This is a genomic window from Ligilactobacillus salivarius (assembly GCF_035231985.1).
GTDB classification, from domain to species: Bacteria; Bacillota; Bacilli; order Lactobacillales; family Lactobacillaceae; genus Ligilactobacillus; species Ligilactobacillus salivarius.
Genome location: NZ_CP117983.1, coordinates 115,392 through 141,225 on the forward strand (window position 1 = coordinate 115,392; position 25,834 = coordinate 141,225).

Sequence of the window (25,834 nt, forward strand, 5' to 3'; positions counted from 1 at the left end):
CGGTGAAAGAGATAAATGATATCTAGTTTTGAGAGAATAAAATCTCAAGTAAATAGTGCGGTGATGATGGCACGAAGGATACACCTGTTCCCATTCCGAACACAGAAGTTAAGCTTCGTAACGCCGAGAGTAGTTAGAGGAACGCCTCTTGCGAGGGTAGGAAGTCGCCGTGCAAATGAGAGCTAGGAAGTAATTCCTGGCTTTTTTATTTATCTTATGAATAATAGAATAGATATATGCATAGTAAAAAGTTCCTACCGGTTTTCGATAGGAACTTTTTTAATTGTCTGAAATTGTTTTAGACTTAATGAATCTAATAGGTAAAATATAACTTTTTTGTTTTAGATCTTCATCAGGATGAGCAATTCTACGTTCTAGAAGTTTAACCAATAAAGCAGCAATATCTTTAGTAGGTTGAACAACAGTTGATAATTCAGGATGATATTGTTGGATAAATTTAGTACCATCAAAACCAGTTATCTTTAATTGTTCAGGAATATTAATACCAAGTTCTTGTGCTGCTTGAATGACTAGCAATGCAGTAAGATCATCGGTACATACGATTCCATCTGCTTTGTGCTCAGAAAGTAGTTGCTTAATTGCCATAATCTTAAGCATAGGTGTTTCTGAAAAAGATACAGGATGAATATGTAAGGTTAAACCTAACTTTTTAATTGTATCACGATACCCTGAAAGTCGATGGTCAGTTGGATTACCTTTTTGAACTGGATTACCTACGAAATATATATGTCGACAACCAGCATCGTACAACTCTTGAGTAGCAATAACTCCACCTTTATAGTTATCCGAACTAACAATAGGAACATTTTCAGATAAACTTCTATCAAAAGAAACAATTGGTAAACCAAATTCTTGATATTCATCAATACCCAAATTGTGAGCACCAGCAATAATACCATCAACTTGGTTAGCTAAAAGCATTCTCAAATAAGAACGTTCTTTTTCTTTATTATAAGCTGCATTACATAAAATAACCTTATAACCATCTTCAAAAAGTTTATTTTCTATTTCTTCGACCAATTCACCAAAAAATGGATTGGAAACACCAGGAAATATTAAGCCAACTAGATTAGTCTTTTTACCGTGTAGCGAGCGGGCTAATGAGTTAGGTTGGTAATTTAACTCCTTCATTGCTTCATGTACTTTATTACGAGTTTTATCACTAATATAACCGTAATTATTAATAACACGTGAAACAGTTGTAGGAGAAACGCCAGCCTTTTTAGCAACATCGCTTAATTTAGCTCGCATATAACTTTCACTCCTTAACTAAATATTTTTCATATTCCAATAGGTACCAGTATATTGTAGCTTTTTATCACTAATAAATGCAATCTTATTATTACCATCAGGAGCAAAAAATCTTAAAGTTAAGGTATGTCTACCATTATTAACAAAGATTTCGCAAACAGAACCGTCAACGAATATATCTAAGCTAAGTTGTTTGTTAGCTGGCAAAGCAATAGTTCTAGTTGTACCGTAATCTTCTGCGAAAGGAATACCAGCCTTACTACGATCTACTGTAAGGAAAGCATCATCAGCAGTAGAGAATTTAATTTCAATTCCTTGGGATAAATCTTTATTAGCTGCTAGGAATAAATTACCATTTTGACCAGCTGTAAGATCAAGTTTTAATTCATAATGTTTTGAAGCTGCAGAGTGGACAATTTGTTGGCCATCAAATACTTCTTCACTTCTAACAAGAGTTCCTTCTTCTCTAAGTGATGCCATAGCTGGAACAGGACGTTGGTATAATTCACCATCAACTACAGATAATTCTTTAACCTGACTTAAGCAGTTAGCCCAGTTTTCACTATCAGTTGGATAAGAGATGTCAGGAAGTCCAATCCAAGAAATAGCATAAGCTTTACCATTAGGTGCATTGAATGCTTGTGTAGCATAAACATCAAAACCATCGTCAAGATTTAGAGGTGCTTTTTGATTAGTATTGAATTTAGCTTTGTCTAAACGAATATCTGAACCAACAATATACATATTAGGATAGATATTTTCATAATTAGCAACTTTCTTATCTAAACCTTGTGGGCAGAAAATAAGTACAGGTTGATCATCAACAAAGACTAAATTAGGACATTCTACCATGTATCCCATTTCTTCTTCAGTAAAATCAAGATAACCTAGGTCTTGCCAGTTCTTTAAATCTTTTGAACGGAAGAGTGAGATTTTACCAGTCTTTGTTTCAGCATCTTGAGCACCTAAGATAACAAAGTATTCATCGCGATGTTTTAGTAATTGTGGATCACGAAAATGTTCTGTTATATGATCTACAGGTTCAATCATAGGTTTATCAAGTTTAGTAATATTGTTGTCCTTGTCCATGATCGCACCAATTTGATAAGGGTAACGAACCCATTCTTTACTACGATGATTACCAGTATACATTAAGAATAATTTATCATCGATAACACGTGCTGAACCAGAGTAAGCACCATGACTATCGTATTTAGTATCAGCATTGATTGCTAATCCGAGGTTCTTCCAGTGAACTAAATCTGGAGAAGTTAAATGAACCCAAGATTTTAAACCATGAACTGCACCAAATGGATAGGATTGATAGAAAACATGGTATTCATCATTAAAGTAAGAAAAACCGTTAGGATCATTCAATAAGCCTGATTGAGGGCGGATATGATAAGACATTTGGTATTTTGAAGCTGTTGCTTGTGCCTGTAATTTCAATAAAGTTTCCGCATCCCATTCAGAATATTTTTTATAACGTGATTCGCGTGTCCATTCCATAATAATTCCTCCTATTATTGTAAACGTATTCTTACTTGTTATTATATTTAATATTGAAAAAATGTCAATCGTATAACATAACTACAAGCATTATTATAGCATGTAAAAAAGCGGTTAAATAAGGAACAAATCAATGAAATTGTCATGAAATATTGGATTTTTATCTGAAATAGAGATTTTTGGAGAATTTTAAGTCAAAATTGCTAAACGATATTCATAAAATTTAATTAAGTAGAGAGAATATAGATTTCATCAGCGTTTTAATGGGGTCTTTAAAAGAAATAAAATATTTTTTGTGATAAACGATTGACATATAATAAAAATGCGTTATCATAAATAGTGTAATAATCATTAAGCGTTTTCAAGAAAGCGTAAATTTAGATGAGAAGGAAGTGTAGATCATGGATCACAAAAAAGTTGCTAAAAATGTAGTTGACGCTGTTGGTAGAGATAATTTAATCGCTGCCGCTCACTGTGCTACGAGATTACGTTTGGTACTTAAAGACGATAAGAAAGTAAACCAAGCTGCTCTCGATGCTGATCCAGATGTAAAAGGAACATTTAAAACAAATGGACAATATCAAGTTATCATTGGACCGGGCGATGTAAATAACGTCTATGATGAATTGATTAAAGATACAGGTTTAAAGGAATTATCTACTGATGATTTAAAGAAAGTTGCTGAACAAGGTCAAAAGTTTAACCCAGTAATGGCATTTATCAAGCTATTATCAGATATTTTTGTACCAATTATCCCTGCCTTAGTTGCTGGTGGTTTGTTGATGGCTTTGAACAATTTCTTAACTCAACCTGGATTATTCGGACCTAAGTCAATTGTTTCAACATCTCCAGTTATTAAGGGCTTATCAGACATGATTCAATTAATGTCTGCTGCTCCATTTATCTTCATGCCAATTCTAGTTGCAATCTCAGCTTCTAAGCGTTTTGGTGCTAACCGTTTCTTAGGTGCTGCTATTGGTATGATTATGACTTCTCCAGATTTAGGTAAGACTGCTAAATACTGGGACATCTTCGGAATGCATGTTGCTCAAACAAACTACGCTTATCAGGTTATTCCTGTAATCGCTGCCGTATGGGTACTTGCCTTCTTGGAAAAGAGATTCCACAAGTGGTTACCAGCAGCTGTTGACTTCACATTCACACCATTACTTTCAGTTATGATTACAGGTTTCTTAACATTTACAGTAATTGGACCAGTTCTAAAGACTGTATCTGATATGTTAACAAACGGTATTGTATGGTTATACGACACAACAAGTTTTGTTGGTATGGGTATTTTTGGTTTAACATATTCTGCAATTGTTATGACAGGTTTGCATCAAAGTTTCCCTGCAATCGAAACACAATTAGTTACAGCATTTGCTAACGGACATGGTGCCGGTGACTTTATCTTCGTTGTTGCATCAATGGCTAACGTTGCTCAAGGTGCTGCAACATTCGCAATTTACTTCTTAACAAAAGATAAGAAGATGAAGGGTCTATCCTCATCTGCTGGTGTATCTGCTTTACTAGGAATTACTGAACCAGCTTTATTCGGGGTAAACTTGAAGTATAAATTCCCATTCTTCTGTGCTTTAATTGGTTCTGGTGTGGCAGCTGCATTTGCAGGCTTAATGCACATTATCGCAGCTTCAATGGGTGCTGCTGGATTTATCGGATTCCTATCCATTTATCCAAAATCAATTCCAATGTACGTTGTTGCTGAATTAATCAGTTTCGCTGTAGCATTCGCCTTGACATTTATCTACGGTAAAGGTCATATGAAAGAAGAACAAGTAGCTCCTGTTGTATCTGCATCTGAAGCTGCTGAAACAGAAGCAAAAGTTGAAGAACAAGTAGCTGCTGAAAGCAAATTAAACGATGAAGTTGTTGCAGCTCCAATTAGTGGTGAATCAAAGAAATTAACTGACGTAAACGATCCTGTTTTCTCTACTCTAGCAATGGGTAATGGTGCTGCAGTTGTTCCAACTGATGGTACAATCTACGCTCCAGTTGATGGTGAATTAACAGTTGCTTATGAAACTAAGCATGCTTATGGCTTGAAATCAGATAATGGCGCTGAAGTATTAATCCATGTCGGCATTGATACAGTTAACTTGAAAGGTCAACATTTCGAATCATTCGTAAAACAAGGCCAAAAAGTTAAGAAGGGCGACAAGTTAGGAACTGTTGATTTAGATGCAGTCAAAGCAGCTGGCTACGACACTACAGTAATGGTTGTTGTTACAAACACTATGAACTATGCTTCTGTTGATAGAATTGACAATACAAAAGTAAATCATGGTGACAATTTAGTAGCAGTAACTGCAAGATAAGAATAAATGGTAAGAGTATCTGACTTAATTAGGGGTCGGATACTTTTTATTTTCCTTAAAATGTAAGCGATGTTGTATAATAATGCTAAGAGAAATTGTAAAGGTGGGATGTTAGTTGAATAAAGCAGCGATATTACATATACCAGCAAGTGAGATGGCTTATTATGAAAATAAGGATGAACTACACCTTCAATTACAATCAGCCCACAATGATTTAGCGGATGTAACAGTTTTGGTAGGTGAAGTTAGCGGAAATAATAATGATAGCTGGAGATATGAAAGCTTTTTTATGCAGAAAATTTTCGCAACTAGATATCATGATTATTGGGAAGTCATACTAAAATTAAACAAAAATGAAGCACAGTATGTATTTAAAGTTACAGATACTTACGGCAATGTGGGACTTTATGACGCCCAGCGTTTATGTGAAGCTACGGAAGAAAATGCTAATTCACCACATGGATTTATCATTGAAAATAGAGATATGCGACAAGTAACGCAAATTCCAGATTGGGTTACAAAGACAGTCTGGTATCAAATTCAAATTGATAGATTTGCTAATGGCAACGATAATCTAGCTAAGTTATCCGAGAATGAAGATAATACAACTCAAATTTTAGGCGGAGATCTAACTGGTATTTTGAGTAAACTAGATTATTTACAAAATTTAGGTATTAATGGCATTGTGCTATCTTCTATTTTTGAAGGTGATGGACCATTTAAATTAACTACTAATGATTTTTATAGCATTGATAGCCAGTTTGGCAATAAAGATCTCTTCAAGATGTTAGTCAGCAACTTACATCGCCGCAATATGAAAGTAGTACTAAAAATGAATTTAGCTTATTTAAGTGATAATTCTAGACAATGGCGTGAAATTCTAGAAGAGGGACAACATGCGAAATATGTAGATTGGTTTAATATTAAGGGATTTCCACCTAAATATAGCCAAGATCCACATAATAAAAATATTGTCAGAGCTAATTATAAATTCAGTGAGTTAAATCCACATTATCCAACATTGAATTTAAAAAATCCAGAAGTTCAAACATATCTAATTCAAGCAATAAAATATTGGGTAGAACATTTTGAGATTGATGGATTAATATTGGATCATGCTGATAAATTGAGTCGAGAATTTGTACATTTATTAAACCGAAACCTTAAGAAGATGAAACCTGATTTTTACCTAGTTGGGAAATCAGAATTGAGCACTACTAGTGTAGTTCAATTAGGTGATTTTGATGCGATGACAGATGATGCTTTGGGTAATTTATTATTGAATTTTGCTAGAGATAAGAAAATCGCCGCTAGTGAATTTAAGTATCAATTAAGTCGCCAAATGTTAGCTCAAAATACCAAGCTAAGTCGAGTGACTTTAAGAACATTGGATGATTTAACATCTTCGAGAATTTTAACGCGCTGTCGCGAAAATAAGGCTTTGATGCGCTCCTTGTTAACCTTTATGTATTTATTAAAGGGTAGTCCAGCGATTACTTATGGAACAGAACTAGGTCTTTCAGGACACGATTTTCCAAGTAATCTAGCAGGAATGGATTGGAACCAAGAAGATCAAGACGATAAGATGATGCGTTTTATCAAAGTGTTGAATAATTTTAGGTTGCAAAACTATAAAATTCTAAGTGAAGGCAGTTTTGAGTGGGGCCAGATTAGTGATAGTTATGATTATGTAAGTTTTATCAGAAGAAAAGATAAAAGAAGATTATTTGCTTTATTTAATTTTGGCTACAATGGAATAAAATTTGTCTTACCTAAACATGCTAAATTAATTTTAGGTCAAAATATTGTAGATGAAAAATCCGAAATAGGTCAGTACGGATTTGTAATATTAGAAGCATAAAGTAAAAGCATATTTGGAAATCATTTCTAAGTATGCTTTTTTAGTAATTCGAGAAATTATGATATATTAATTGTAATGTTATGATTTTTATTTTATAGAGAATAAGGGATTAATATGTACGGAAGAAGAAAAATGCGAACGAGGCAGGGCTTGTCTCGAATTCAAATTATTACTTTGAGTTTTCTACTAGCGATAATGATTGGTAGCTTGATTTTAATGTTGCCTATTATGAGTGCGGATGGAGAAAGTACAGATTTTGTTGATGCATTATTTACTGCAACAACAAGTGTCTGTATTACTGGATTAGTAACAGTTACGACAGCAACTCATTGGTCGAGCCTAGGACATATCGTAATTTTATTGCTAATCCAGCTTGGAGGTTTAGGAACGATAACGCTGATGTCGTTAGCCTTTTTTGCAACTGGTAAGCGAATATCACTACAAAATAGATTATTAATGGCTGATGCTTTTAATCTAGATAATAATAAAGGAATTGTAAATTTTGTAATTCGAGTCATTAAAGAGTCATTGATGATAGAAGGATTAGGAGCAATAGCTTATTCTATATATTTCATACCACACTTTGGTTTTCTTACAGGAAGTTGGTATTCAATTTTTCATTCAGTATCTGCTTTTTGTAATGCCGGAATTGACTTATTGGCAGATAATAGTTTAATTGCTTATGCAGGTAATTGGTGGCTGAATATCGTAACAATGCTACTTATTGTTTGTGGAGGTCTAGGTTTTACAGTATGGAATGAATTAATAAAAGGTTTTGTTAATCAGTACCGTTACTACAAAAATGGTAGGGGAAAAAGATTAAAAAATACACTGTCACAACATACTAAGATGGTTTTGACAACAACATTTGTCTTGATATTTGGTGGAGCAATCCTATATTATCTTTTTGAAAGAAGTAATCCTAACACATTAGGTAGTGTTAAAAATAGTCAGGCGATGTTAGAGGCACTATTCCAATCTGTGACTACTAGAACAGCTGGTTTTGTAACTATTCCTCAAGCAAACTTAACCATTCCATCAGTAATGTTGACAGTATTCTTAATGTTTATTGGTGGTTCTCCAACTGGTACAGCTGGTGGGATTAAAACAACTACATTAGCAGTAATATTAGCTGAAGTTAGAGCAACAATAAAGGGTGAACCAGAAGCAATTTGTTTCAAACGCCAAGTGCCACGTCAAACAACTAGAAAGGCAATTGCAATCACACTGATTAGTGTTGCAGCAAGTATTTTAGCGGTGTTACTGATGTACTTTATCCAACCTGGAGATATGACAGATAATGTCTTTGAAGTTTATAGTGCTTTGGGAACGGTGGGTATAAGTCGTGATTTAACCCCACATTTAACAACAGCAGCGAAATATTTAATCATAGTTTGCATGTACTTAGGTAGAGTAGGGCCAATCTCTATTTTATTAGCATTAATGAGAAGAAAACATCATGCAAATCTTAAGTATGCCCCGGGAAATATTCGAGTAGGTTAAAAAGAAGGTAGGTAAAAGAATGGACAGATCATATGCAGTTTTCGGTTTAGGAGAATTCGGCCGAAGCGTTTCTTATGAATTAATGGAAATAGGAGCCGATGTGTTAGCAGTAGACAAGAATGAAAATAAGATCACAGCAATTGCTGATGATGTAACGATGGCTATTTCAATCGATGCATTAAATGAAATGGCATACGAGAAACTGGGATTGAATAATATGGATGGTGTGGTTGTTTCAATGTCAGGTAACCTCAGTGCTTCGATCATGGCAATTATAGCAGCTAAAGATGCAGGGGTACCCTTAGTAATAGCTAAAGCATCGGATGATACACAGAGAACGATTTTTAAAAAAGTTGGAGCTGATCGAGTGGTAATTCCTGAACGCGATGGTGCGGTGCGAACAGCTCATAATTTAGTTGCAAAAAATTTCTTAGATTACATAGAACTTTCAGATAAAATTTCAATAATAGAAATAAATGTTAAAGATGAATGGTTACATAAACCATTGGCGGAATTAGATTTACGTTCAAAATATGGTCTCAATGTAATTGCGATTAGACGAAATAATGATTTGCAGACAGATATTGGCCCTAATTTGACTTTTGATAAGGGAGATACAATTTTAGTTGTAACAGATAAACACGATTTAGGATTATAAAAAAGTCTTAAGATACACAATTTATAACTAAGTGTATGTTAAAATAGCAGGTAAATTAAGCTAAGGATGGGATAGTGTGAAGACTATTTTTCGACTAATAGTAAGGTTAGGAATTATAGCAGTAATTCTAGTAGGAATACAAAAAGTCTTAACAACACCACGATATTTACAGGCGATAATGCCATATGTAAATCAAGTAGAAGAATTATTAGGAAAAAAGACCAATTATACACTTGAAAGTGGAGAACAGAAGAATAAAGTACAAACGGATAATGTTAAATATGACAATAACCGTTGGCCTAACAATACAGCTACAGTCTATATAGACATTGATGATAGTACTTTATACAATGCCTTTGTGTCAGCAATAAAGCAGTGGAATAATACCGGTGCATTTACATTTAAGATTGTGAATGATAAGAAAGACGCAGACATAGTAGGTAAGTTAATGGAAAATGATGATGGAACTGCTGGAACAACAGATACTACAACTGATGAGCAAACTAAGCGTATTATTAAGGCCACAGTTTATTTAAATCGATATTATCTAGAAAGTGCCACATATGGTTATAGTGAACAACGAATTATTAATACTGCTGAACATGAGTTGGGACATGCGATAGGACTAGATCATACCAACGAAGTATCAGTTATGCAACCGGCAGGATCTTATTATACGATTCAACCTCGCGATGTAGATGTTGTTAAGAAACTGTACCAAGAAAATTAATTAAACTCAGGGAGAAAATAGGGGTGGAAGATTATCTAATTACGATTGTAATACCAATGTATAATGTAGAAAGTAGTATTGAGAGACTTATTATTAGTATTTCGGAGGCTTTTAAGGATTAAGAAAGTTTAGTAGAGGTGCTAGCTATAGACGATGGGTCTACTGATAAGACAGTGGAAATTTTTAAAAATTTACATGAAAAGAGTCAGCCATTAGCATTAAAATTAATACAAAATTCACATGGTGGGGTAAGTAAAGCTAGAAATACGGGAATTAAATATAGTAAAGGACGTTATATAACTTTTGTTGATAGTGATGACGAACTTGCCTTAGTAGATGTAGTTGATTTGAAAGAAAAGTTAGCCCAAAACGCTGAGGTAATAATTTTTGATACGAATAGAAATGAGACTATAGATCTAAATAAGGATGGTAACAGAGCAAAAGTTTTGGCAGAAATTTCGATGTTAGGCAAACATGTAATTAGCGCTGGAATACAGAATAAAATATATTTGCGATCATTTTTAATTGAAAATAACATATTCTTTAGTGATGAATTACGTGTAGGGGAAGATACCTTATTTATTTTCAATGCAATATCAGTGGCAGACAAGATAGTGAAAATAAATAGTAATTTTTATGTAGTTCATGAATCTAGTTCAGTGCATCTATTCAATGAATATAACCTAACTAATGAATTGTTTTTTCGTAAGTATATGTTAGAAATATTATCTAGATTTGAGACTGACCCGACGATCGAGAAAATTAAAATACGTTTTGGTATAACTGGGATAATTTTCTTAATTGAATGCTATTTTGCACCTTTAGTGAGAACTGGACGCTTGACTTATACAGAAGCTAAAGTAAAGTTAGAAGATATTGTACGTGAAGGACAGTATGAAGGTTTTGATAGTAATATTTTTGATAAAGCACTATCTAAGCGTGGGAAAATTTTCAGAAGATTAATTAATAAGGGAATGTTTAAAACGGTAATTTTCTTGTTAAATACTGAAGATAGGATAAAAGGAATTAATCGAATATAAAAGTAAAAATTGCTAGAGATCATTATTAAAACGATCTCTAGCAATCTTTTTATTATTGAGAAATTATTTAATTTTCTTTATAAAAATTGATATTCTTCTAGAGAATCAAACCAATCATAACGTAGTAATTGTTTTAACTTCTTATTTACTGGAATCCAAATACCACTACGTAAAATATCAATCATAGTTTTTAAGAAGAGTTTATCTTTGATAGTACTTTTTGGTCTATCAATCGTAATAATCTCATTGTCTTCGGTTTTTAGAGTAATTGTTTTATTATTAACTTTTATAACTTGTGCAGGGACAATATCATTTTCATTAATTTTAACTTCTACATTTTTTTCATTCATTTTAATCAGCTCATTTCTAAAAGAAACACTTATCTGTATCAACGATTCTTATATTAACAGAGTGTTATAAAGTAAATGTAAACGATAACTAAAGATTTGTTAAAATAATTGACGATATTTTGAAATTTTAGTAGATAAATCTTATTTGGTATAATTAAGGTGTGAAATAGAAAGAGGTGGGATGATGAAAAGGAACATAGTACTTATTCTTTGTTGCATATTCCTCTCGCTAATAGGAATAAAGAATATTCAAGCTGATGTAAATTATGATGTAAAGGACTATACAGTTAATGTTGATGTTCAAAAAAATGGATCATTAATAATTAAAAGACATATTCGCTATGATTTTCCAGATGAAGCACACGGCGTATATTATCGTCAAAATTTGGAAAGTAATCAGCAAATAAGTCAAACTCAAGTATGGATTAATGGACAAGAAGCCCAACAAAATGATAGTGCGGAAAATAATACATATAAACTAACGCATGATGATAAAGGATATTTATTTAAGGTCTATCATAACGCTGATAATCAAGAAGTGAATTTCACATATCAATATGTATTAAATAATGCTGTTATTAATTGGAAAGATACAGCTGAATTGAATTTTAAAGTAATTGGCGATGGCTGGGAAACAGAGTTAAATAATGTAAAAGTGACGATTAAATTGCCAGGACAAGATGTCTCTGATTTGCAAGCTTGGAGTCATGGACCGTTAACAGGAACGACAAAAGTAGATAAGAAATCAGGGCAGGTAACACTTAGTTTGGCAGAATTACCAGCTAAAAATTTTGTAGAAAGTCATATTTTATTTCCAGTAGCTCTTACTCCGGAGAATACTAACGTACGAAATGAAAAGCATAAGGCTGAGGTTCAGAAACAGGAAAAACAACTAGCCTTAGAAGCTAATCGAAAACGTAAAGCGCAGGAAAGAAAAGATAGACTTTGGGCTGGAGCGATGTTTGTGGTAATCTGTGTGGGATCTTTTGGAAGTATCTTGTATAATTTGATGCCACTAAAGGAGAAGACTTACCGTCCATTATCAGTTAAGAACGCCCCTCATGTGTTCGAGCTACCAAATTATGAAGCTGCGGTAGCGCAAAGTTTATTTAGAGATACAGATCCTGATAACAAGGCGTTAAGTGCTTATTTACTAGAGCTATCAGTAAAAAGAGTAATAAAAATTGAACCAATCCCAAATAAAAAGAAAGACTATCTTTTAACCTTACTGGATGAAACAGCGTTATCCAATAATGAAATATTAAAATTGTTGTTTAATAAAATAGGTGATACCAAGCAGGTAAGTATGAAACAAATAAAGAAATACGGTAAGAAAAAGCATGAACATATGAATGTTGTAAATGCGTATAAGGCTTGGCAGAAATCAGTTAGAACTAAGGCTAGCAAACTAGGATGGGTTTCGGATAATGCAAAATCAGCTATGATTAGAAGAGCAATCATTTCTGGTATTTTGCTGTTAATATTAATTGTGGGACTCATTGTCACTGATAATTCAGCCGCTCTATGGGTCATGGGGGTAAGCTTAGTGTTACTAGTGGCCTCAATTCTATACTTTATAATGAAAGGTTCAATTTATACCAAAACAGGTGCAGCTGGAATGACAGAGCTGCGAGGTTTTTATCGTATGATGGACGATATTGGTAGATTTAATCTTAAAGAAGTTGGTGACATTGTTTTATGGGAAGGATTGTTACCATATGCAGTTGCTTTAGGATTATCTAAAAAAGTATCTAAAGCCTTAATTGATAACTTTACAAGTGAAGAACTGCAAAATAGTAATTTTATTTACTACTATCCATTCATCTATCATAATGGAATTGCTAATTTTAGTAATGATTTTAATAGTAGCTTTACCAGAGGAATGGGAAATTATTCCTCACCATCAGGCGGATCCGGTGGCTTTTCTGGTGGTAGTTCTGGTGGATTTGGTGGTGGCTCTGGTGGTGGAGCATTTTAGAATTAATCTCAGTAGGAAACTACTGGGATTTATTTTTGTGTTTATTGTTAACTTAAATATAAAAATAGGTTAACAATTATCGAAGTATAGGGTATAATATCTATATGTTTTGAATTAGAAAGTGAGGAAGAGAATTGAAAACAAAAAATGTAGCATTAATTGCGATGATGACAGCAATTATTATTGTATTAGGATTTGTACCACCAATTCCTTTGGGATTTATTCCTGTTCCATTAGTTTTACAAAACATGGGAATAATGTTAGCTGGGGCTATTTTAGGCTCTAAGCGTGGATTTTTATCAGTTATTATTTTCTTACTACTCGTAGCAGTTGGATTACCATTAATGACAGGTGGTAGAGGTGGAGTTGCAGTCTTTGTTGGAGCAACCGCTGGCTATATTTATGCTTACCCATTTGCAGCAGCATTAATAGGTTACGGACTAAAGAGATTTTCATATGCAAATTTCTGGCTAGAACTTTTGATTGTCTGGACAGTAGGTGTTATCTTCATAGATGTTTTAGGAGCAGTAGGGTTGACAGCCATAGCTCACATGCCATTTATGAAAGCACTGATATCTAACTTAGTATTTATTCCTGGTGATACAATTAAAGCTTTGGTTGTAGTGCTAATTTATAGAAGATTGAAAAAAATGAATGTTATTGAGAGATAGAAAAAACTAGATTTTCAGATAAATTTTAAAATATCAATATTCAAAAAACACTAGGAATTAAGTAATTTCTAACGTTTTTTAAAGTTTGAGATTTTTTCCAAGAATTCTTTTGTAAGTTAGACTTTGAATTAAAAATGTGGGACTATTATGTACAAAAAAGTATGAAAATTCAATCTGAAATAAACTTATTGTATAATGATACTATTATTTCGATGGATGTAAGTATAGAAAGGAAAAAATAGTGTTTAAGAAATTAAAAAAATTAGGAATAAGTATCTTAACTTCTTTGATAATAGTAACAGGTGTAGGACAATTAAGTTTAATCAAGGCTGATCAAACTTTGCCACAACTAGATTTAGAGGCTAAATCTGCAATTGCGATAGATGCAAAAACGGGACAAATTATCTATGCCAAAGATGATAAACAAACATATCCAGTTGCTTCAATGTCCAAACTTTTGACAGCTTATATATTATTACAAGCAATTCATGAAGGAAAAATTACTTGGGAAACTAAAGTAACTCCTACTGTAACTGAAGTAGATATCAGTAATAATACAGAGTTAACAAATGTTCCTTTAAAAGAAGGGCATAGCTATACTATAAAACAGTTATATCAAGCGATGTTGGTAGGATCAGCGAATGCTGCAACAATGTTGATTGGTAATGCCATTTCAGGAACACAGACAAAATTTATAGATAAAATGAGAGAAACTGCCAAAAGTTTGGGAATTACAGATGCTAAGATCTACAGTGCGAATGGACTAACAGCTAAGTATTTGGGCGATGAAATTTATCCTAATACAGATGAAAATGCAGAGAACGAATTTTCAGTACGAGATATGGCTATTATTTCGCAAAAGTTGATTAAAGAGTATCCAGAGATTTTAGAAACGACTAAATTAACTAAGATCGATTTTAACGATAATGGAGAAATTACAACTGTTAATAATACAAATGAATTACTACAAGATGATTCACATTTAGAAGTTGATGGTCTTAAAACGGGAACATCAGATGCAGCAGGTTATTGTTTTGCATCAACAACTAACAAAGATGGTCATCGCATCATAACAGTAATTGCTGGGGCAAAAGACAATGATGCTAGATTTGATCAAACCAAGAATTTGTTAAATTATATTTACAATAATTATGATTACTTGGCTATAAGTACAAATCAAGCGTTAAGACAGGATGTTAAAGTCAAGTATGGAAAACAAAGCAGTGTATCAGCAATAATCGGAAATGATTTAAGTTTATGGGTACCTAAAAATATTAAAGAAAGGGCATTGCAGATTAAATTAATACCAAAATCTTCTACAATAGAAGCACCAATCAAGCAAGGTGAAGTAGTTGGAGAGTATCAAATATCTGTTGCTGGTAATTTAGGATTTATAGATGGTTCAAATAATTTAAAAACTAAAGCATTATCTGATAATAATGTAGAAGGAATTAATATTTTCATAAAATGGTGGCAAATGTTGACTGATGCAATATAAGAGAAAAGACGAAGTTCAAATGAATTTCGTCTTTTTTCAGCATTTGTCATGAAATGCTGAACTAATAATCTGATTATATTAGTATTTATAAAAAAATGATCAGTATTTAAAACTTAAAATGCCGATATATACTGAATTTAAATTGTAATATGCTGATTAAATGCGTCTGAAATCAGTAAAATATGCTAGAATTAACTTGTGAGGTGATGAAAATGCTTTCTCAAGAGCAAAGATTAGAAGAAATTAAAGAGATGTTAGCAAAAAAACATAAATTAACAACACATGAATTAGCTGATCATTTTGGGATTGCATTTGATACGGCTAGAAGAGATGTATTGAGATTGACATCTACGGGACAAGCAGCTCGAATTCATGGTGGGTTGATGGAAATTAAATTTAATAATGTACCAGGATTTGTAACACGTTCCCACATTCAGTCCCCAATTAAAGCTAAAATGGCTCGATTAGCTAGAGAAGAATTTAATCCAAGTGGCTTATATTTTGTAGGTGCCTCCACAACATTGATGCAGATGTGTGAGCAATTAGGGCAAATTAATACTACAATTATGACCAATTCAATTGATAATGCTGTAAGACTAATGTTAAATAAGTTGCCAGAAGTGGAATTATTAGGTGGAAAAATTGATAAGGGGAATCGTTATACATATTCAATGGAAACATTGTCCCAATTAGATAATATTACTTTTGATGCTGCATTTATCGGAACTTCTAAGATTCAACCAGATGGAGTTATGGTAGTGGATTCTTATGATGCAGCGATTGCTAAAAAAGTTGTTGAACGATCAAGAAAAGTTATTTTGATTGCTCAGAAGTATAAGTTTGTAACTAATAATTCCTCACCATATAAGTCCGCTAATTTAAAGGATATTGACGTATTAATTACAGATGTGCCATTAGAAGAAAAATATCGTAAGTATTTTAAACCAGATATAAAGATAAAGTACGTGAAAGAAGATGAGACAAAATGATAAAGCATATATTTACAGATATGGATAAAACATTGTTGAATGATAAGGGACAAATTAATCCCAAAACAGCAGAATATCTACAAAAGATAGATTTGCCATTAACTTTAGTAACTGCACGTGCTCCTAAGGAAATGCAGTTTGCGATTGATGATTTAAATTTAAAAGGTGAACAAATTGCTTTTAATGGTGGATTGATATTCTTCCCACATAAAGATGGAAATGAAGTAATTTCTTCTAATCCATTACAAGCAGAAGCTGCCAAGCGAGTAATTGAAAAAATTCAAGATAAATACGAAGGCGTGTCAGTAAGTTGGTATACAAAAGATGAATGGTATGCTCAACAAGAAGATGATGGTACAAGATATGAGACAAGTATCACTAATATCAAACCAACATTGAAGAAATATGATGAAATTGACTACACTGAACCTATTTATAAAATTATGATTGTTGGAACAAATATGGAAAACTTCGATAAAGTCGTAGATATAATTAGAGGAATGAAATTAGATGGCGTTAGTGCAAATCATTCTAATTATAATTACTTTGAAATTACTAATGAAGTTGCGGTTAAGAGTTTTGGAATTGAGTACATCAGACAAAGAGATAACTTAAAGAAAGAAGAGTTATTAGCATTTGGCGATGGAGAAAATGACATTAAGATGTTCGAAACAGTTGGTACTTCGGTAGCGATGGGAAATGCTAACGATAAAGTTAAATCAATTGCGACATATACCACTCTATCAAATGAAGAAGATGGAATTGTTCATGGTTTAGAAAATGTTGTTAAGCATTTACTATAAGATAAAACCCACGATAAATCTAAGTAGAAATTAGACTTATCGTGGGTTATTTTATATGCTTGATTATTTTTCTTTTACAGATTGAATTAATTTTTGCATCGCAGCTTGAGTAGCCTCATTTTGAGCTTGTTGGATTAATTCTTTTTGTTGTTCAGCTGACATTTGTGGGTTGGCTTGCATTGCAGCAGCAACTTTAGCCTTAACTTCAGTTTCTACTTGAGACTTCAATGCAGCTTGATTCTTTTTAACCAACTTATCTAATTCTTTAGCTTGCTTAGCTGTTAATACATTCCAATCACGATTGATATTGAAAGTGTAATAGCGATGCTTCAATTCATTATTATTGTGAAGAATGCCAAAGAAGAATTTAGATACGCCATCTTTGTAAACATAGCGTTTTTCAGTAATTGTTACATTTGGCTTATCACTTGTAATAACGTACTTAGCACTAGAGTCTTTAGTTTTTATAGGTTTGATCTTTTGCTTGGAAGAAGTCTTGTAAAGATAAACTTTTTCAGATTCATTTCCAAGTGGTTGATATAAAAGCACGTTCATCTTATCTGAAGCTGAAACTAATTGGTAACGAGTAGTAGTAGTCTTCACTTTCATACCATAGTGGTAAGTATCATTAGCAACAATTGAGACACCACTCAAAGTAGCAATTACTAAGAAAAAGAAGGCAATGATTCCGTGATATTTATTAAATGGAATTACGGAACAAATAAAGAAGAATATTAAAGCAATAATTAGTAAAATAATACTCATTATTTTTTACCTCCTAACATAGCAGCTTCACGAGCACGATTTCCTTTCTTAAGGAAGAATGCTAGAGCTAAAGCAACGATTGCGAAGATTGCAGCTACTAAGAATGCGGCTGTATAACCACTTAAAACAGCGTCAATAGCCTTATCACGATAAGCTAAAGGTGTTGCGTGAAGTAAGGACTTAGCAGGCATGTTGTCTTTAGTAGTTGTACTTAATACAGATACTAAAATAGCAGTACCGATTGAACTAACAACTTGACGGAAAGTATTGTTTACAGCAGTACCGTCAGAAATTTGCTTGAATGGTAGGACGTTCATACCAGAAGTTGTAACAGGCATCATAACCATTGCGATTCCGAACATACGCACAGCATAGAAAATAGTGATGTATAAAATAGAAGTGTGACTAGTTAGGAAAAGGAATGGTAATGTTCCTAGAGATAACATTGTCAAACCAGTAATTGCCATGTATCTAGCACCGTAACGGTCAAATAAGCGACCAGTAATTGGAGACATAATGGCCATTGCCATCGCACCTGGAAGTAAAATTAAACCAGAGTGGAAAGCTGATTCTCCGCGAATATTTTGAATGTATAATGGTAAAATCATTTCAATTCCCATCATAGCAAGGTTGGATACACTTGATAAGATGGCAGCAAGGCTAAATTCCCCATATTTGAAAACAGAAATATCAAGGAATGGTACTTCCATCTTAAGCTGACGCCAACCAAATAAAATAACGAAGATAATACCAACAAAAATAAATGCTAGTACAAGTGGATCAGTCCAACCGTCGTTACCAGCTTTGGAGAATCCATAAAGCATGGAACCAAAACCGATAATGGATGTAATAGCAGAAATAACATCGATATCTTGATCGCGGTTAGGGATAACATTTTTCATTAAGAAGATTGAAAGAATGATAACACCTAAAACAATTGGAAGCATCATACCGAATAAATCACGCCATGAGAAGTTATCAACGATCCATCCAGAAAGAGTAGGTCCAATCGCAGGAGCTACACCGATCGCAATCCCTACAGTACCCATTGCGGCACCACGTTTTTCAGGTGGGAAGATGGATAACATGATTGTTTGAAGAAGAGGCATAGATACCCCAACACCCAAACCTTGGATTAAACGTCCAGCTAACAATGTAGCAAAGTTAGGGGCGATAAATGATAATAAAGTACCAACAAAGAATGTTGACATAGCACCAATATACATTGTACGAGTATTAAACTTATTAATCATCCATGCAGAGATAGGAATCATAACCCCGTTAACTAACATAAAACCAGTTGTTAACCATTCAACCGTTGCGGTGCTGATGTCAAATGACTTCATAATTGCTGGAAATGCAGTTGCGAGTAAAGTAGCATTTAAAATAGTACAAAAAGAACCAATCATTAAAACGAGAACTAATAAAGATCGGTTATATGGTTTTCCGTAAATATCAGTAGCTTGTGTTTCAGCCAATTTTTGTTTCCTCCTTAAATAATATATTTTCATAGCTTACAATTTAACTTTGAAAATATTACACCCTAATTTTATTTTTGTCAAGAAAGTTGACAAATGAGTTAAAAAAGTTACAATTGATGTATAATATATGGACAAAAGAAAGGAGCAAAGTTGTGTTTTTTCAAAATACAGATGGTAAAAAGGCGATGGATGATATCCAAATTGGAATAGGGGATATGAGCAAATCTACCGGTGTTTCTTCTCGACAATTAAGATATTGGGAGGAAAAAGGATATATAAAATCAATCAATGATGGTGATGGAAATAAAAGAAAGTTCACAATTAATGAATATTATCATATAAGATTGATAAAACATTTTTTAGATGAAGGATATACTTTAAATACTTCAATTGAAAAAGCAGAGGAGCGCAGACAACAATTATTAGTTTTGCGAAGATTTGGTGTCGAAATTATCAAAGATGTTGAGATAACAGATAGAGATAAACATTATGGCAAAATTGACTTGGGAAAAGTATGCAACGATGAAAATAAGCATGCATATGGAATAGTAAATGAAGATGGGTGTTCAATAGAAATAGAAGGTGAAGAATAATGGATTTTAGCAAGGTACACCATATTGCGATTATTGGAACAAATTTCGAAGAGATGAAAGAGTTTTATGTAGACAAACTGGGCTTTACTTTGTTAGATAAGCATGTTAGGCCAGAAAAAGATGATATATTATTTAATGTTGGATTCGGAGAAATGGTATTAGAAATCTTTATCAAAAAAGGAGCTCCAGTTCGACCAACCTATCCAGAAGCTAAAGGATTACGTCATCTAGCTTTTAGAGTTGATAGTGTAGAAGAAACTGTTAAAGAATTAACTGCCAAAGGGGTAGAATGTGAACCAATTCGTAATGATACCTTTAATGGTAAGGCGATGACATTTTTCTATGATCCAGCAGGAACACCATTAGAAATACACGAATAAAAAAGTTAAATCTGATCATTTGATTTCAAGGATCAGACTTAACTTTTTTAAATTATACCGATGTAATGAAGAATAAAGAAGAGAATACCAGATACAAGTAGCGATGGTAATAAATTCATAGTTTTAAACTTTTTAATTCCAAGAATACTAAGACCAGAGGCTAGAATTAAAACACCGCCAACAATTGACAATTCATGTAAAAAATCAGGATTAACGCTACTTTGTAACAAGAAGGCTATTAAATAAAAGCTACCTTGCCAGAAGAATAAAACAAGTGCAGCTAACATAATGGTTAATCCAAAAGTTGATGCTAGAATGATAGAAGTAATGCCATCAAGAATACCGTTTGTAAAAAGATAAGTATAATTGTGGTGTAAAGCAGCTTCAACTGGACCTAAAATGGATAAAGTACCCATACAATATAGCAAGATAGCAGTTGACAATCCTTCAGATGATTTAGAATTACTGAATTTTTTAACAGAATTAGAAAAACGAGTAGCTAGGTCAAATTTAACTCCTAATACGCCACCAATTGCCAAACTTAAAATAAACAAGATAGGGAGTTTACTTTTAGGGAGATTTTGCAAGACAGCTTGCATTCCTAAGCAAGTGGCGGCTAATCCCATCGCTTGCATCAGAATTTCTTGATATTTATCAGCAAAGCTTTTCTTGAAGTAATTTCCAAGTAAACTTCCAATTAGAATTGTACTGACATTGAAGAATGTTCCAATCATGAAAAATATCCTCCTTAATTTTAGTGTATAAGACTAAAATATCATAAAAAGTAAAAAAGAACGATATAGATATAGGACCAATTTTCTAATTTATGCAATGTAAACGGTTGTTTGTATAAATTAGAAAATTGGTCCTATCTTAAAAATAGCATTTTTAACTATTTCGCTAATTCTTCTTGGATCTGATTTTGAATATTTGATAATTGAACTTCAACGTTACCATTTTCAAGGGCAATATTAATTAAATAATCAGCTGTCTGCATGACATTATTATAATTTTTGAATTCAGGATATTTTTGTGATTTTGCCATAATACTTGCGAATTTTTCCTCGGTTAAAGCATTGTCAGCATTATTTTCCTTTTGTAAATTCTCGGTAATATCTTTACTCTTCATAACACTCTTAAGAACGGAAGCTCCTTGAGAGTAGGTAAAGAGTTTCTGTTGAACATCGCCATTATTAGACAAAAATTTAACAAGTTTCCATGATAAAAGTGGATGTGTACTTTGAGAAGACATTGCCACCATGGAAGTATTCACATAGGTTGAGTTAATATCTGGAGTAGCTCCAGGCATTCTAATGCACGTCCAAGAAAATGATGAATAGCGCGAAACGCGATAAGGGTATGATTCATAAGTGCGATATTGAGCTAGTGTCATAGGAAGAAAAGCAACTTTTCCCTTATCAAAGTCATCTGCGGTTACTTTATAATCTTTTTGTAAATTATATAATTTTTCCATCATGGTTAAAGCTTGGCGTACTTTATCTGAATTAAAATAGCTAGCTGTGCCTTGACTATTGAATAATTTAGCATTATAGGCTTGGGCTGCATCTTTCCAAGAATAATCTGCATAGCCAAATTGATCCACTACACCATCATGATTAGTATCTTTTGTAACTTGATGACAAATTCGATAGAAGTCATTTAGTGTCCATCCCGATTTTGGAATAGTAATGTGTTCTTTTTTGAGTAAATCAGTATTAACGCACATCATCATCGGATTACTTTCGAGTGGGAGTGCATATTGCTTACCTGCGGACATTCCAGCTTTTAAATTAGTAGGGTAATAATCATCGGTATTTAATCCAGATAAATCCATGAAATAATTTAAATTTCGCATAGTTCCTAGAGAAGATAAAAAGCCAAATTGCTCAGAAGGAACGATAAAAACATCTGGTGCTTTATTATCAACAATCTTTTGTGACAACCATTCTAAGTAATCATTCTTATTAATGCCACTTTCATATTTAACCTTAACATTTGGATTTTCTTTCTCGAATTTCTTCACGACATAGTCAATGAATTTGTATTCATTATCATTAGGAACGTCCCAACTACTATCACTGTAAATGCCGATAGTAATAACTTTTTGCTTTTTCTGATAAATAAAAATCCCACTTATTATTACTAGAATCATTAATAATATCGATAGAATAATATATCTTTTTTTCATGATATTTACCTACTTACGTGGAGCATTTTGAACAGCCCAAATTGCCAATTGAGTACGGTCGCGTAAATTTAACTTGGAAAGAATATGTGATAAGTGATTACGGACAGTACCCTCAGATAAAAAGAGTTCTTGGGAGATTTCTTTATTAGATAAACCACGTCCAACTTGGTAAATTACACGCCATTCAGCATCCGTAATTAGAGTCGCTCCTTCCTTATCTACATCAATTTCAAAATCACTTTGAGCCATTTTAGAAAACAATTTTACAACTTTAGCAGCAATATTAGGATTAATCATGGAGCCGCCATTGTAAACTGTGGTGATAGCGTCATGTAATTCAGTAGGAGAGACACCCTTTAAGATGTAGCCAGATGCCCCATATTTGAGTGCGCTAAAAATGAAATCATCATCATCAAAAGTTGTTAAAATAATGATTTTTATGTGAGGGTAGGACTGCTTAACTAATTTTGTGCTTACAGTTCCATCCATATTAGGCATGCGGATATCCATTAAAATTACATCTGGTTCTTGTTCTTCAATACTTTCTAGGACTTGTTTACCATCGCCAACCGTATCAATTACTTGAATATCTTGATAGGTATCTAAAACAATTTTCAGTGATTCCCTGATTAACTTTTGATCATCAGCTATTAGTACTTTTATCATAAATATATTTCCCCCTAGTTTTTAATAATGAATTTTATTTTTGTAGTAAATCCGTGATCTCCTTGGTAGGTTACAGTACCACCGATAATAGCAAGTCTTTCTTGCATCTGAGTTAGACCAAATCCAGGCTTGATAGTTGGACTACCTTTACCGTTATCGTGAATTTCAATATAGTAGTATTTATCATCTTTAGTCATTCTTATCCAAATCTTTTCAGCATGACCATGTCTAATAGAATTAGTAATGGATTCTTCGATAATTCTAAAGACGACATTTTCAGTAGTTTTCTCTAAATCAACGCCTTGCCATTGAAAATCTAAATCAATCGTTAAAGTTGGAATATTATCATAGCGACTAATCATATCAACAATCGAATCGTATAAGGATAATTTTTCTAAAGCTCCGGGACGCATTTTATTTAATGACTTACGTACATCTACAATACCTTGACGTACTACCTCAGATAAATTCCTTAATTGCTCCTTGGCGCTATCTTTATCCATATCAATTAGTACTAGGACAGCGTCAATACCAGCTGAAATTCCAGTTAAAGCATGGCCTAGAGTGTCGTGTATTTCCCGGGAAATACGTTTTCGTTCACGCAATTCGGCGTTCTCTTCGGCAACACTAATATAGTGCTGAAGTTCGACATTAGCGTGATCAACCATTCTAAGCTCTTCTTCGATATTGCGTTTCTCATTTGTTATATAAACGACATATGTAAATAAGGATAAAGTAAAAATAACGATACTAATAATAAAAAGAAATAGACGCATTAGAGATAACAGAGTTGCCACATGACTCGGTAAAAAGCTAATATAAATTTCTAATGATGGTAAGGAAATTAAAGTTGCCAAAAAATTACTATTTGATACTAGTAAGCATACCGAAGCAACGATAATGAAAATCAGCCAATAAAATTTATTACTAATGGTGTGGAAGTCATCAGTTGAAAAAAAGATATCAGCAAAGGCTAAGAAGACTAAACCACCATAAGTTGCCTTAGTTAGCCAAAAAATTAATACTATTAGTAATAATTCTAGCCAGAGTAATTTATTCGTCTTTTTATTGGTTGAGGTTCGGCGTAAATAGATGACAGTAACTAAGTATCCAAAAAGTACAAATACTACCCAAAAAAGTAATCTAAAATTACCAGGCATGACTTGTAATTGTTGTAAGAGGTATAAGCTAAGATTCTTTTTTGAAATGTAACTAGTAATTAGTAAATATAAAGATACATCAAACATTACTGAAATAAAATTTACCATTACTAACAACCAATATACATAAGTTGCTTTGGTTAATCGACTCATTATTGCCACCCCGATATATCGTAATCATTGATATTTTTCTTTGTCAGCAAGAAGACTGGTACAACAACATCTTTGGAAACTTTTTTTCCTTTGACGAGCTTATAGCAGACTTGGATTGATTTCTGGCCTAACTTAATAGGAGATTGGGCCACTGTTGCCTGTGCATTAGGATTACTTAGTAGTAGATGCTTCATATTAGTCGAACCATCAATTCCATATACCATAATTTTATTGTGAAGATTTAGGGCGTCCATAGCAGCTAATGCCCCAACGGCACTTTGATCATCCATTGCCATAATAATATCAAATTTATCAGGATTGACTTCTAGCAGTTCTTGTACATTTTTTAAAGCCACGTCAGTCTGACCTAGAGTTTCAAGATTTTCTGTAATCTGATAGTTAGGATTATCTTTAATTTCGCTAACAAAGCCTCGATATCGTTCTTTTACAGACAAAGCATTCCAATGACGCAGAACTAAAATTTTAGCCTGGGGAGAATTTTTCATCATATACTTTGCATCTAATACGCCAGCTTTAAAATTATCAGAAACAACATTGGCATTAACAAAAGAAGAATTGCTCAACTGACTGTCTACAACGACAATTTTTATACCTTTATCATGGGCAATTTTTAAAGCATGTTGAATTTGTTTACTTTCACCATTCACAGGATTGATTAAAATAACATCTACTTTTTTGTCGATAAAATCATATATTTGTTGACATTGTTTAGAAACACTTAATCCTGGATCACGAGTGTATAAAATGTCACCATTTTGGCTAACTTGTTTTTTTACTTCCTCATTAATGGTTTTATAAAAGCTATTATTGAGGGTCATGTAGGTTGAACCAATCTTTACTGGCTGTTTCACAAAAGGCATGTAAAACGAGCCAATCCAAACAACAAGTATGATACCTAATAAAAAAATAGCGATCGAGATTAAGCGAACGAAATCTTTCTTTTTTATGAACTTTGTTAATTTATACTTCACAATAATTCTCCTAAAAGCGTTTTATATCTTGATTATATCATTTTTAACATAGCTATGAACGTGATAAATGTCATAGTAGAGCGAGTGAAATCATAAATTTTTGTGTCTTTTAGCATACTTAGGAGAAATGATATTGTGATTGAGGTCACTTGTTGAGATTTTAGAAATCGTTTACAATTGCGAAGTAATAATTATTTATCAGTATTACGTATAGAAATTATTATTTACATATTATTAGAACTGATAACGTATATGTAA

Annotated in this window: 23 protein-coding genes and 1 rRNA gene; 14 read left to right on the forward strand and 10 right to left on the reverse strand. The window is 33.0% G+C overall.

Annotated elements, in window-relative coordinates; all coding sequences use genetic code 11:
* Positions 1–56: 56 nt before the first annotated feature.
* Positions 57–173: ribosomal RNA gene (rrf, locus tag PTA89_RS00440) — 5S ribosomal RNA — on the forward strand.
* Positions 174–279: 106 nt separating this feature from the next.
* On the opposite strand, the gene PTA89_RS00445 is transcribed toward rrf, so the two are convergent.
* Both PTA89_RS00445 and PTA89_RS00450 read right to left on the reverse strand, forming a co-directional pair.
* Positions 280–1,272 (reverse strand): LacI family DNA-binding transcriptional regulator, encoded by a 993-nt coding sequence (locus PTA89_RS00445; protein WP_003700709.1) that lies wholly within the window; start codon positions 1,270–1,272, stop codon positions 280–282.
* 18 nt (positions 1,273–1,290) lie between these two features.
* The gene (locus PTA89_RS00450; RefSeq protein ID WP_113896000.1) at positions 1,291–2,781 is read right to left on the reverse strand and encodes a sucrose-6-phosphate hydrolase; all 1,491 of its coding nucleotides are present in this window, start codon (positions 2,779–2,781) and stop codon (positions 1,291–1,293) included.
* Positions 2,782–3,182: 401 nt separating this feature from the next.
* Between PTA89_RS00450 and PTA89_RS00455 the strand changes: the two genes are divergently transcribed.
* The 6 genes from PTA89_RS00455 (at position 3,183) to PTA89_RS00480 (ending at position 10,909) form a co-directional block, all read left to right on the forward strand.
* Positions 3,183–5,117, forward strand: coding sequence for a sucrose-specific PTS transporter subunit IIBC (locus PTA89_RS00455; RefSeq protein ID WP_276470064.1), 1,935 nt, complete (start codon positions 3,183–3,185; stop codon positions 5,115–5,117).
* 115 nt (positions 5,118–5,232) lie between these two features.
* On the forward strand, positions 5,233–6,978 hold the full coding sequence (locus PTA89_RS00460) for an alpha amylase N-terminal ig-like domain-containing protein (protein WP_034982308.1): 1,746 nt from the start codon (positions 5,233–5,235) through the stop codon (positions 6,976–6,978).
* A 114-nt stretch (positions 6,979–7,092) separates the two neighbouring features.
* Positions 7,093–8,481: a TrkH family potassium uptake protein gene (locus PTA89_RS00465; RefSeq protein WP_324177242.1), complete on the forward strand. Its 1,389-nt coding sequence runs from the start codon at positions 7,093–7,095 to the stop codon at positions 8,479–8,481.
* A gap of 19 nt (positions 8,482–8,500) precedes the next feature.
* Positions 8,501–9,139, forward strand: coding sequence for a potassium channel family protein (locus tag PTA89_RS00470; protein ID WP_003700714.1), 639 nt, complete (start codon positions 8,501–8,503; stop codon positions 9,137–9,139).
* A 76-nt stretch (positions 9,140–9,215) separates the two neighbouring features.
* Positions 9,216–9,869 (forward strand): matrixin family metalloprotease, encoded by a 654-nt coding sequence (locus tag PTA89_RS00475; protein WP_003709069.1) that lies wholly within the window; start codon positions 9,216–9,218, stop codon positions 9,867–9,869.
* Between the two features lie 137 nt (positions 9,870–10,006).
* Complete coding sequence (locus PTA89_RS00480; RefSeq protein WP_324177243.1) at positions 10,007–10,909, forward strand: glycosyltransferase family 2 protein; 903 nt, start codon at positions 10,007–10,009, stop codon at positions 10,907–10,909.
* A 77-nt stretch (positions 10,910–10,986) separates the two neighbouring features.
* Here PTA89_RS00480 and PTA89_RS00485 read toward each other — a convergent pair whose 3' ends face one another.
* Positions 10,987–11,259, reverse strand: coding sequence for a hypothetical protein (locus tag PTA89_RS00485; RefSeq protein WP_134354392.1), 273 nt, complete (start codon positions 11,257–11,259; stop codon positions 10,987–10,989).
* Between the two features lie 181 nt (positions 11,260–11,440).
* On the opposite strand from PTA89_RS00485, the gene PTA89_RS00490 reads away from it, so the two are divergent.
* The 5 genes from PTA89_RS00490 to PTA89_RS00510 all read left to right on the forward strand — a co-directional run bounded on the left by PTA89_RS00490 (position 11,441) and on the right by PTA89_RS00510 (position 17,198).
* Positions 11,441–13,237, forward strand: coding sequence for a DUF2207 domain-containing protein (locus PTA89_RS00490; protein ID WP_324177244.1), 1,797 nt, complete (start codon positions 11,441–11,443; stop codon positions 13,235–13,237).
* A 134-nt stretch (positions 13,238–13,371) separates the two neighbouring features.
* The gene (locus PTA89_RS00495) at positions 13,372–13,908 is read left to right on the forward strand and encodes a biotin transporter BioY (protein WP_178847590.1); all 537 of its coding nucleotides are present in this window, start codon (positions 13,372–13,374) and stop codon (positions 13,906–13,908) included.
* 241 nt (positions 13,909–14,149) lie between these two features.
* Positions 14,150–15,406: a serine hydrolase gene (locus PTA89_RS00500; RefSeq protein ID WP_268857283.1), complete on the forward strand. Its 1,257-nt coding sequence runs from the start codon at positions 14,150–14,152 to the stop codon at positions 15,404–15,406.
* 212 nt (positions 15,407–15,618) lie between these two features.
* Entirely contained in the window at positions 15,619–16,395 is a 777-nt protein-coding gene (locus PTA89_RS00505) for a DeoR/GlpR family DNA-binding transcription regulator (protein ID WP_003701918.1), read from the forward strand.
* Positions 16,392–17,198, forward strand: coding sequence for an HAD family hydrolase (locus PTA89_RS00510; RefSeq protein WP_268857284.1), 807 nt, complete (start codon positions 16,392–16,394; stop codon positions 17,196–17,198). Before PTA89_RS00505 ends, PTA89_RS00510 begins: the two co-directional genes overlap by 4 nt.
* 63 nt (positions 17,199–17,261) lie before the next feature.
* On the opposite strand, the gene PTA89_RS00515 is transcribed toward PTA89_RS00510, so the two are convergent.
* Together PTA89_RS00515 and PTA89_RS00520 are read right to left on the reverse strand one after the other, a co-directional pair.
* Entirely contained in the window at positions 17,262–17,963 is a 702-nt protein-coding gene (locus PTA89_RS00515) for a DUF4811 domain-containing protein (protein WP_268857285.1), read from the reverse strand.
* Positions 17,963–19,441: an MDR family MFS transporter gene (locus tag PTA89_RS00520; RefSeq protein ID WP_081536640.1), complete on the reverse strand. Its 1,479-nt coding sequence runs from the start codon at positions 19,439–19,441 to the stop codon at positions 17,963–17,965. The genes PTA89_RS00515 and PTA89_RS00520 overlap by 1 nt, the downstream gene beginning before the upstream one ends.
* A 155-nt stretch (positions 19,442–19,596) precedes the next feature.
* On the opposite strand from PTA89_RS00520, the gene PTA89_RS00525 reads away from it, so the two are divergent.
* A complete protein-coding gene (locus PTA89_RS00525) occupies positions 19,597–20,037 on the forward strand; it encodes a MerR family transcriptional regulator (RefSeq protein ID WP_268857286.1) in 441 nt (146 codons plus the stop codon).
* Entirely contained in the window at positions 20,037–20,417 is a 381-nt protein-coding gene (gene gloA2, locus PTA89_RS00530; RefSeq protein WP_003707229.1) for an SMU1112c/YaeR family gloxylase I-like metalloprotein, read from the forward strand. Before PTA89_RS00525 ends, gloA2 begins: the two co-directional genes overlap by 1 nt.
* 47 nt (positions 20,418–20,464) lie before the next feature.
* Here the strand turns inward: gloA2 and PTA89_RS00535 are convergent, their stop codons facing one another.
* The 5 genes from PTA89_RS00535 to PTA89_RS00555 all read right to left on the reverse strand — a co-directional run bounded on the left by PTA89_RS00535 (position 20,465) and on the right by PTA89_RS00555 (position 25,576).
* Entirely contained in the window at positions 20,465–21,151 is a 687-nt protein-coding gene (locus PTA89_RS00535; RefSeq protein WP_268857287.1) for a DUF554 domain-containing protein, read from the reverse strand.
* A 158-nt stretch (positions 21,152–21,309) separates the two neighbouring features.
* Positions 21,310–22,605: an ABC transporter substrate-binding protein gene (locus PTA89_RS00540; protein WP_268857288.1), complete on the reverse strand. Its 1,296-nt coding sequence runs from the start codon at positions 22,603–22,605 to the stop codon at positions 21,310–21,312.
* A 9-nt stretch (positions 22,606–22,614) separates the two neighbouring features.
* Entirely contained in the window at positions 22,615–23,271 is a 657-nt protein-coding gene (locus tag PTA89_RS00545; RefSeq protein ID WP_268857289.1) for a response regulator transcription factor, read from the reverse strand.
* 14 nt (positions 23,272–23,285) lie between these two features.
* On the reverse strand, positions 23,286–24,584 hold the full coding sequence (locus PTA89_RS00550) for a sensor histidine kinase (protein ID WP_268857290.1): 1,299 nt from the start codon (positions 24,582–24,584) through the stop codon (positions 23,286–23,288).
* Positions 24,584–25,576 carry a substrate-binding domain-containing protein gene (locus tag PTA89_RS00555; RefSeq protein ID WP_268857291.1) on the reverse strand — a complete coding sequence of 331 codons (993 nt, stop codon included), beginning with the start codon at positions 25,574–25,576 and terminating at the stop codon, positions 24,584–24,586. Before PTA89_RS00555 ends, PTA89_RS00550 begins: the two co-directional genes overlap by 1 nt.
* Between the last annotated feature and the right edge of the window lie 258 nt (positions 25,577–25,834).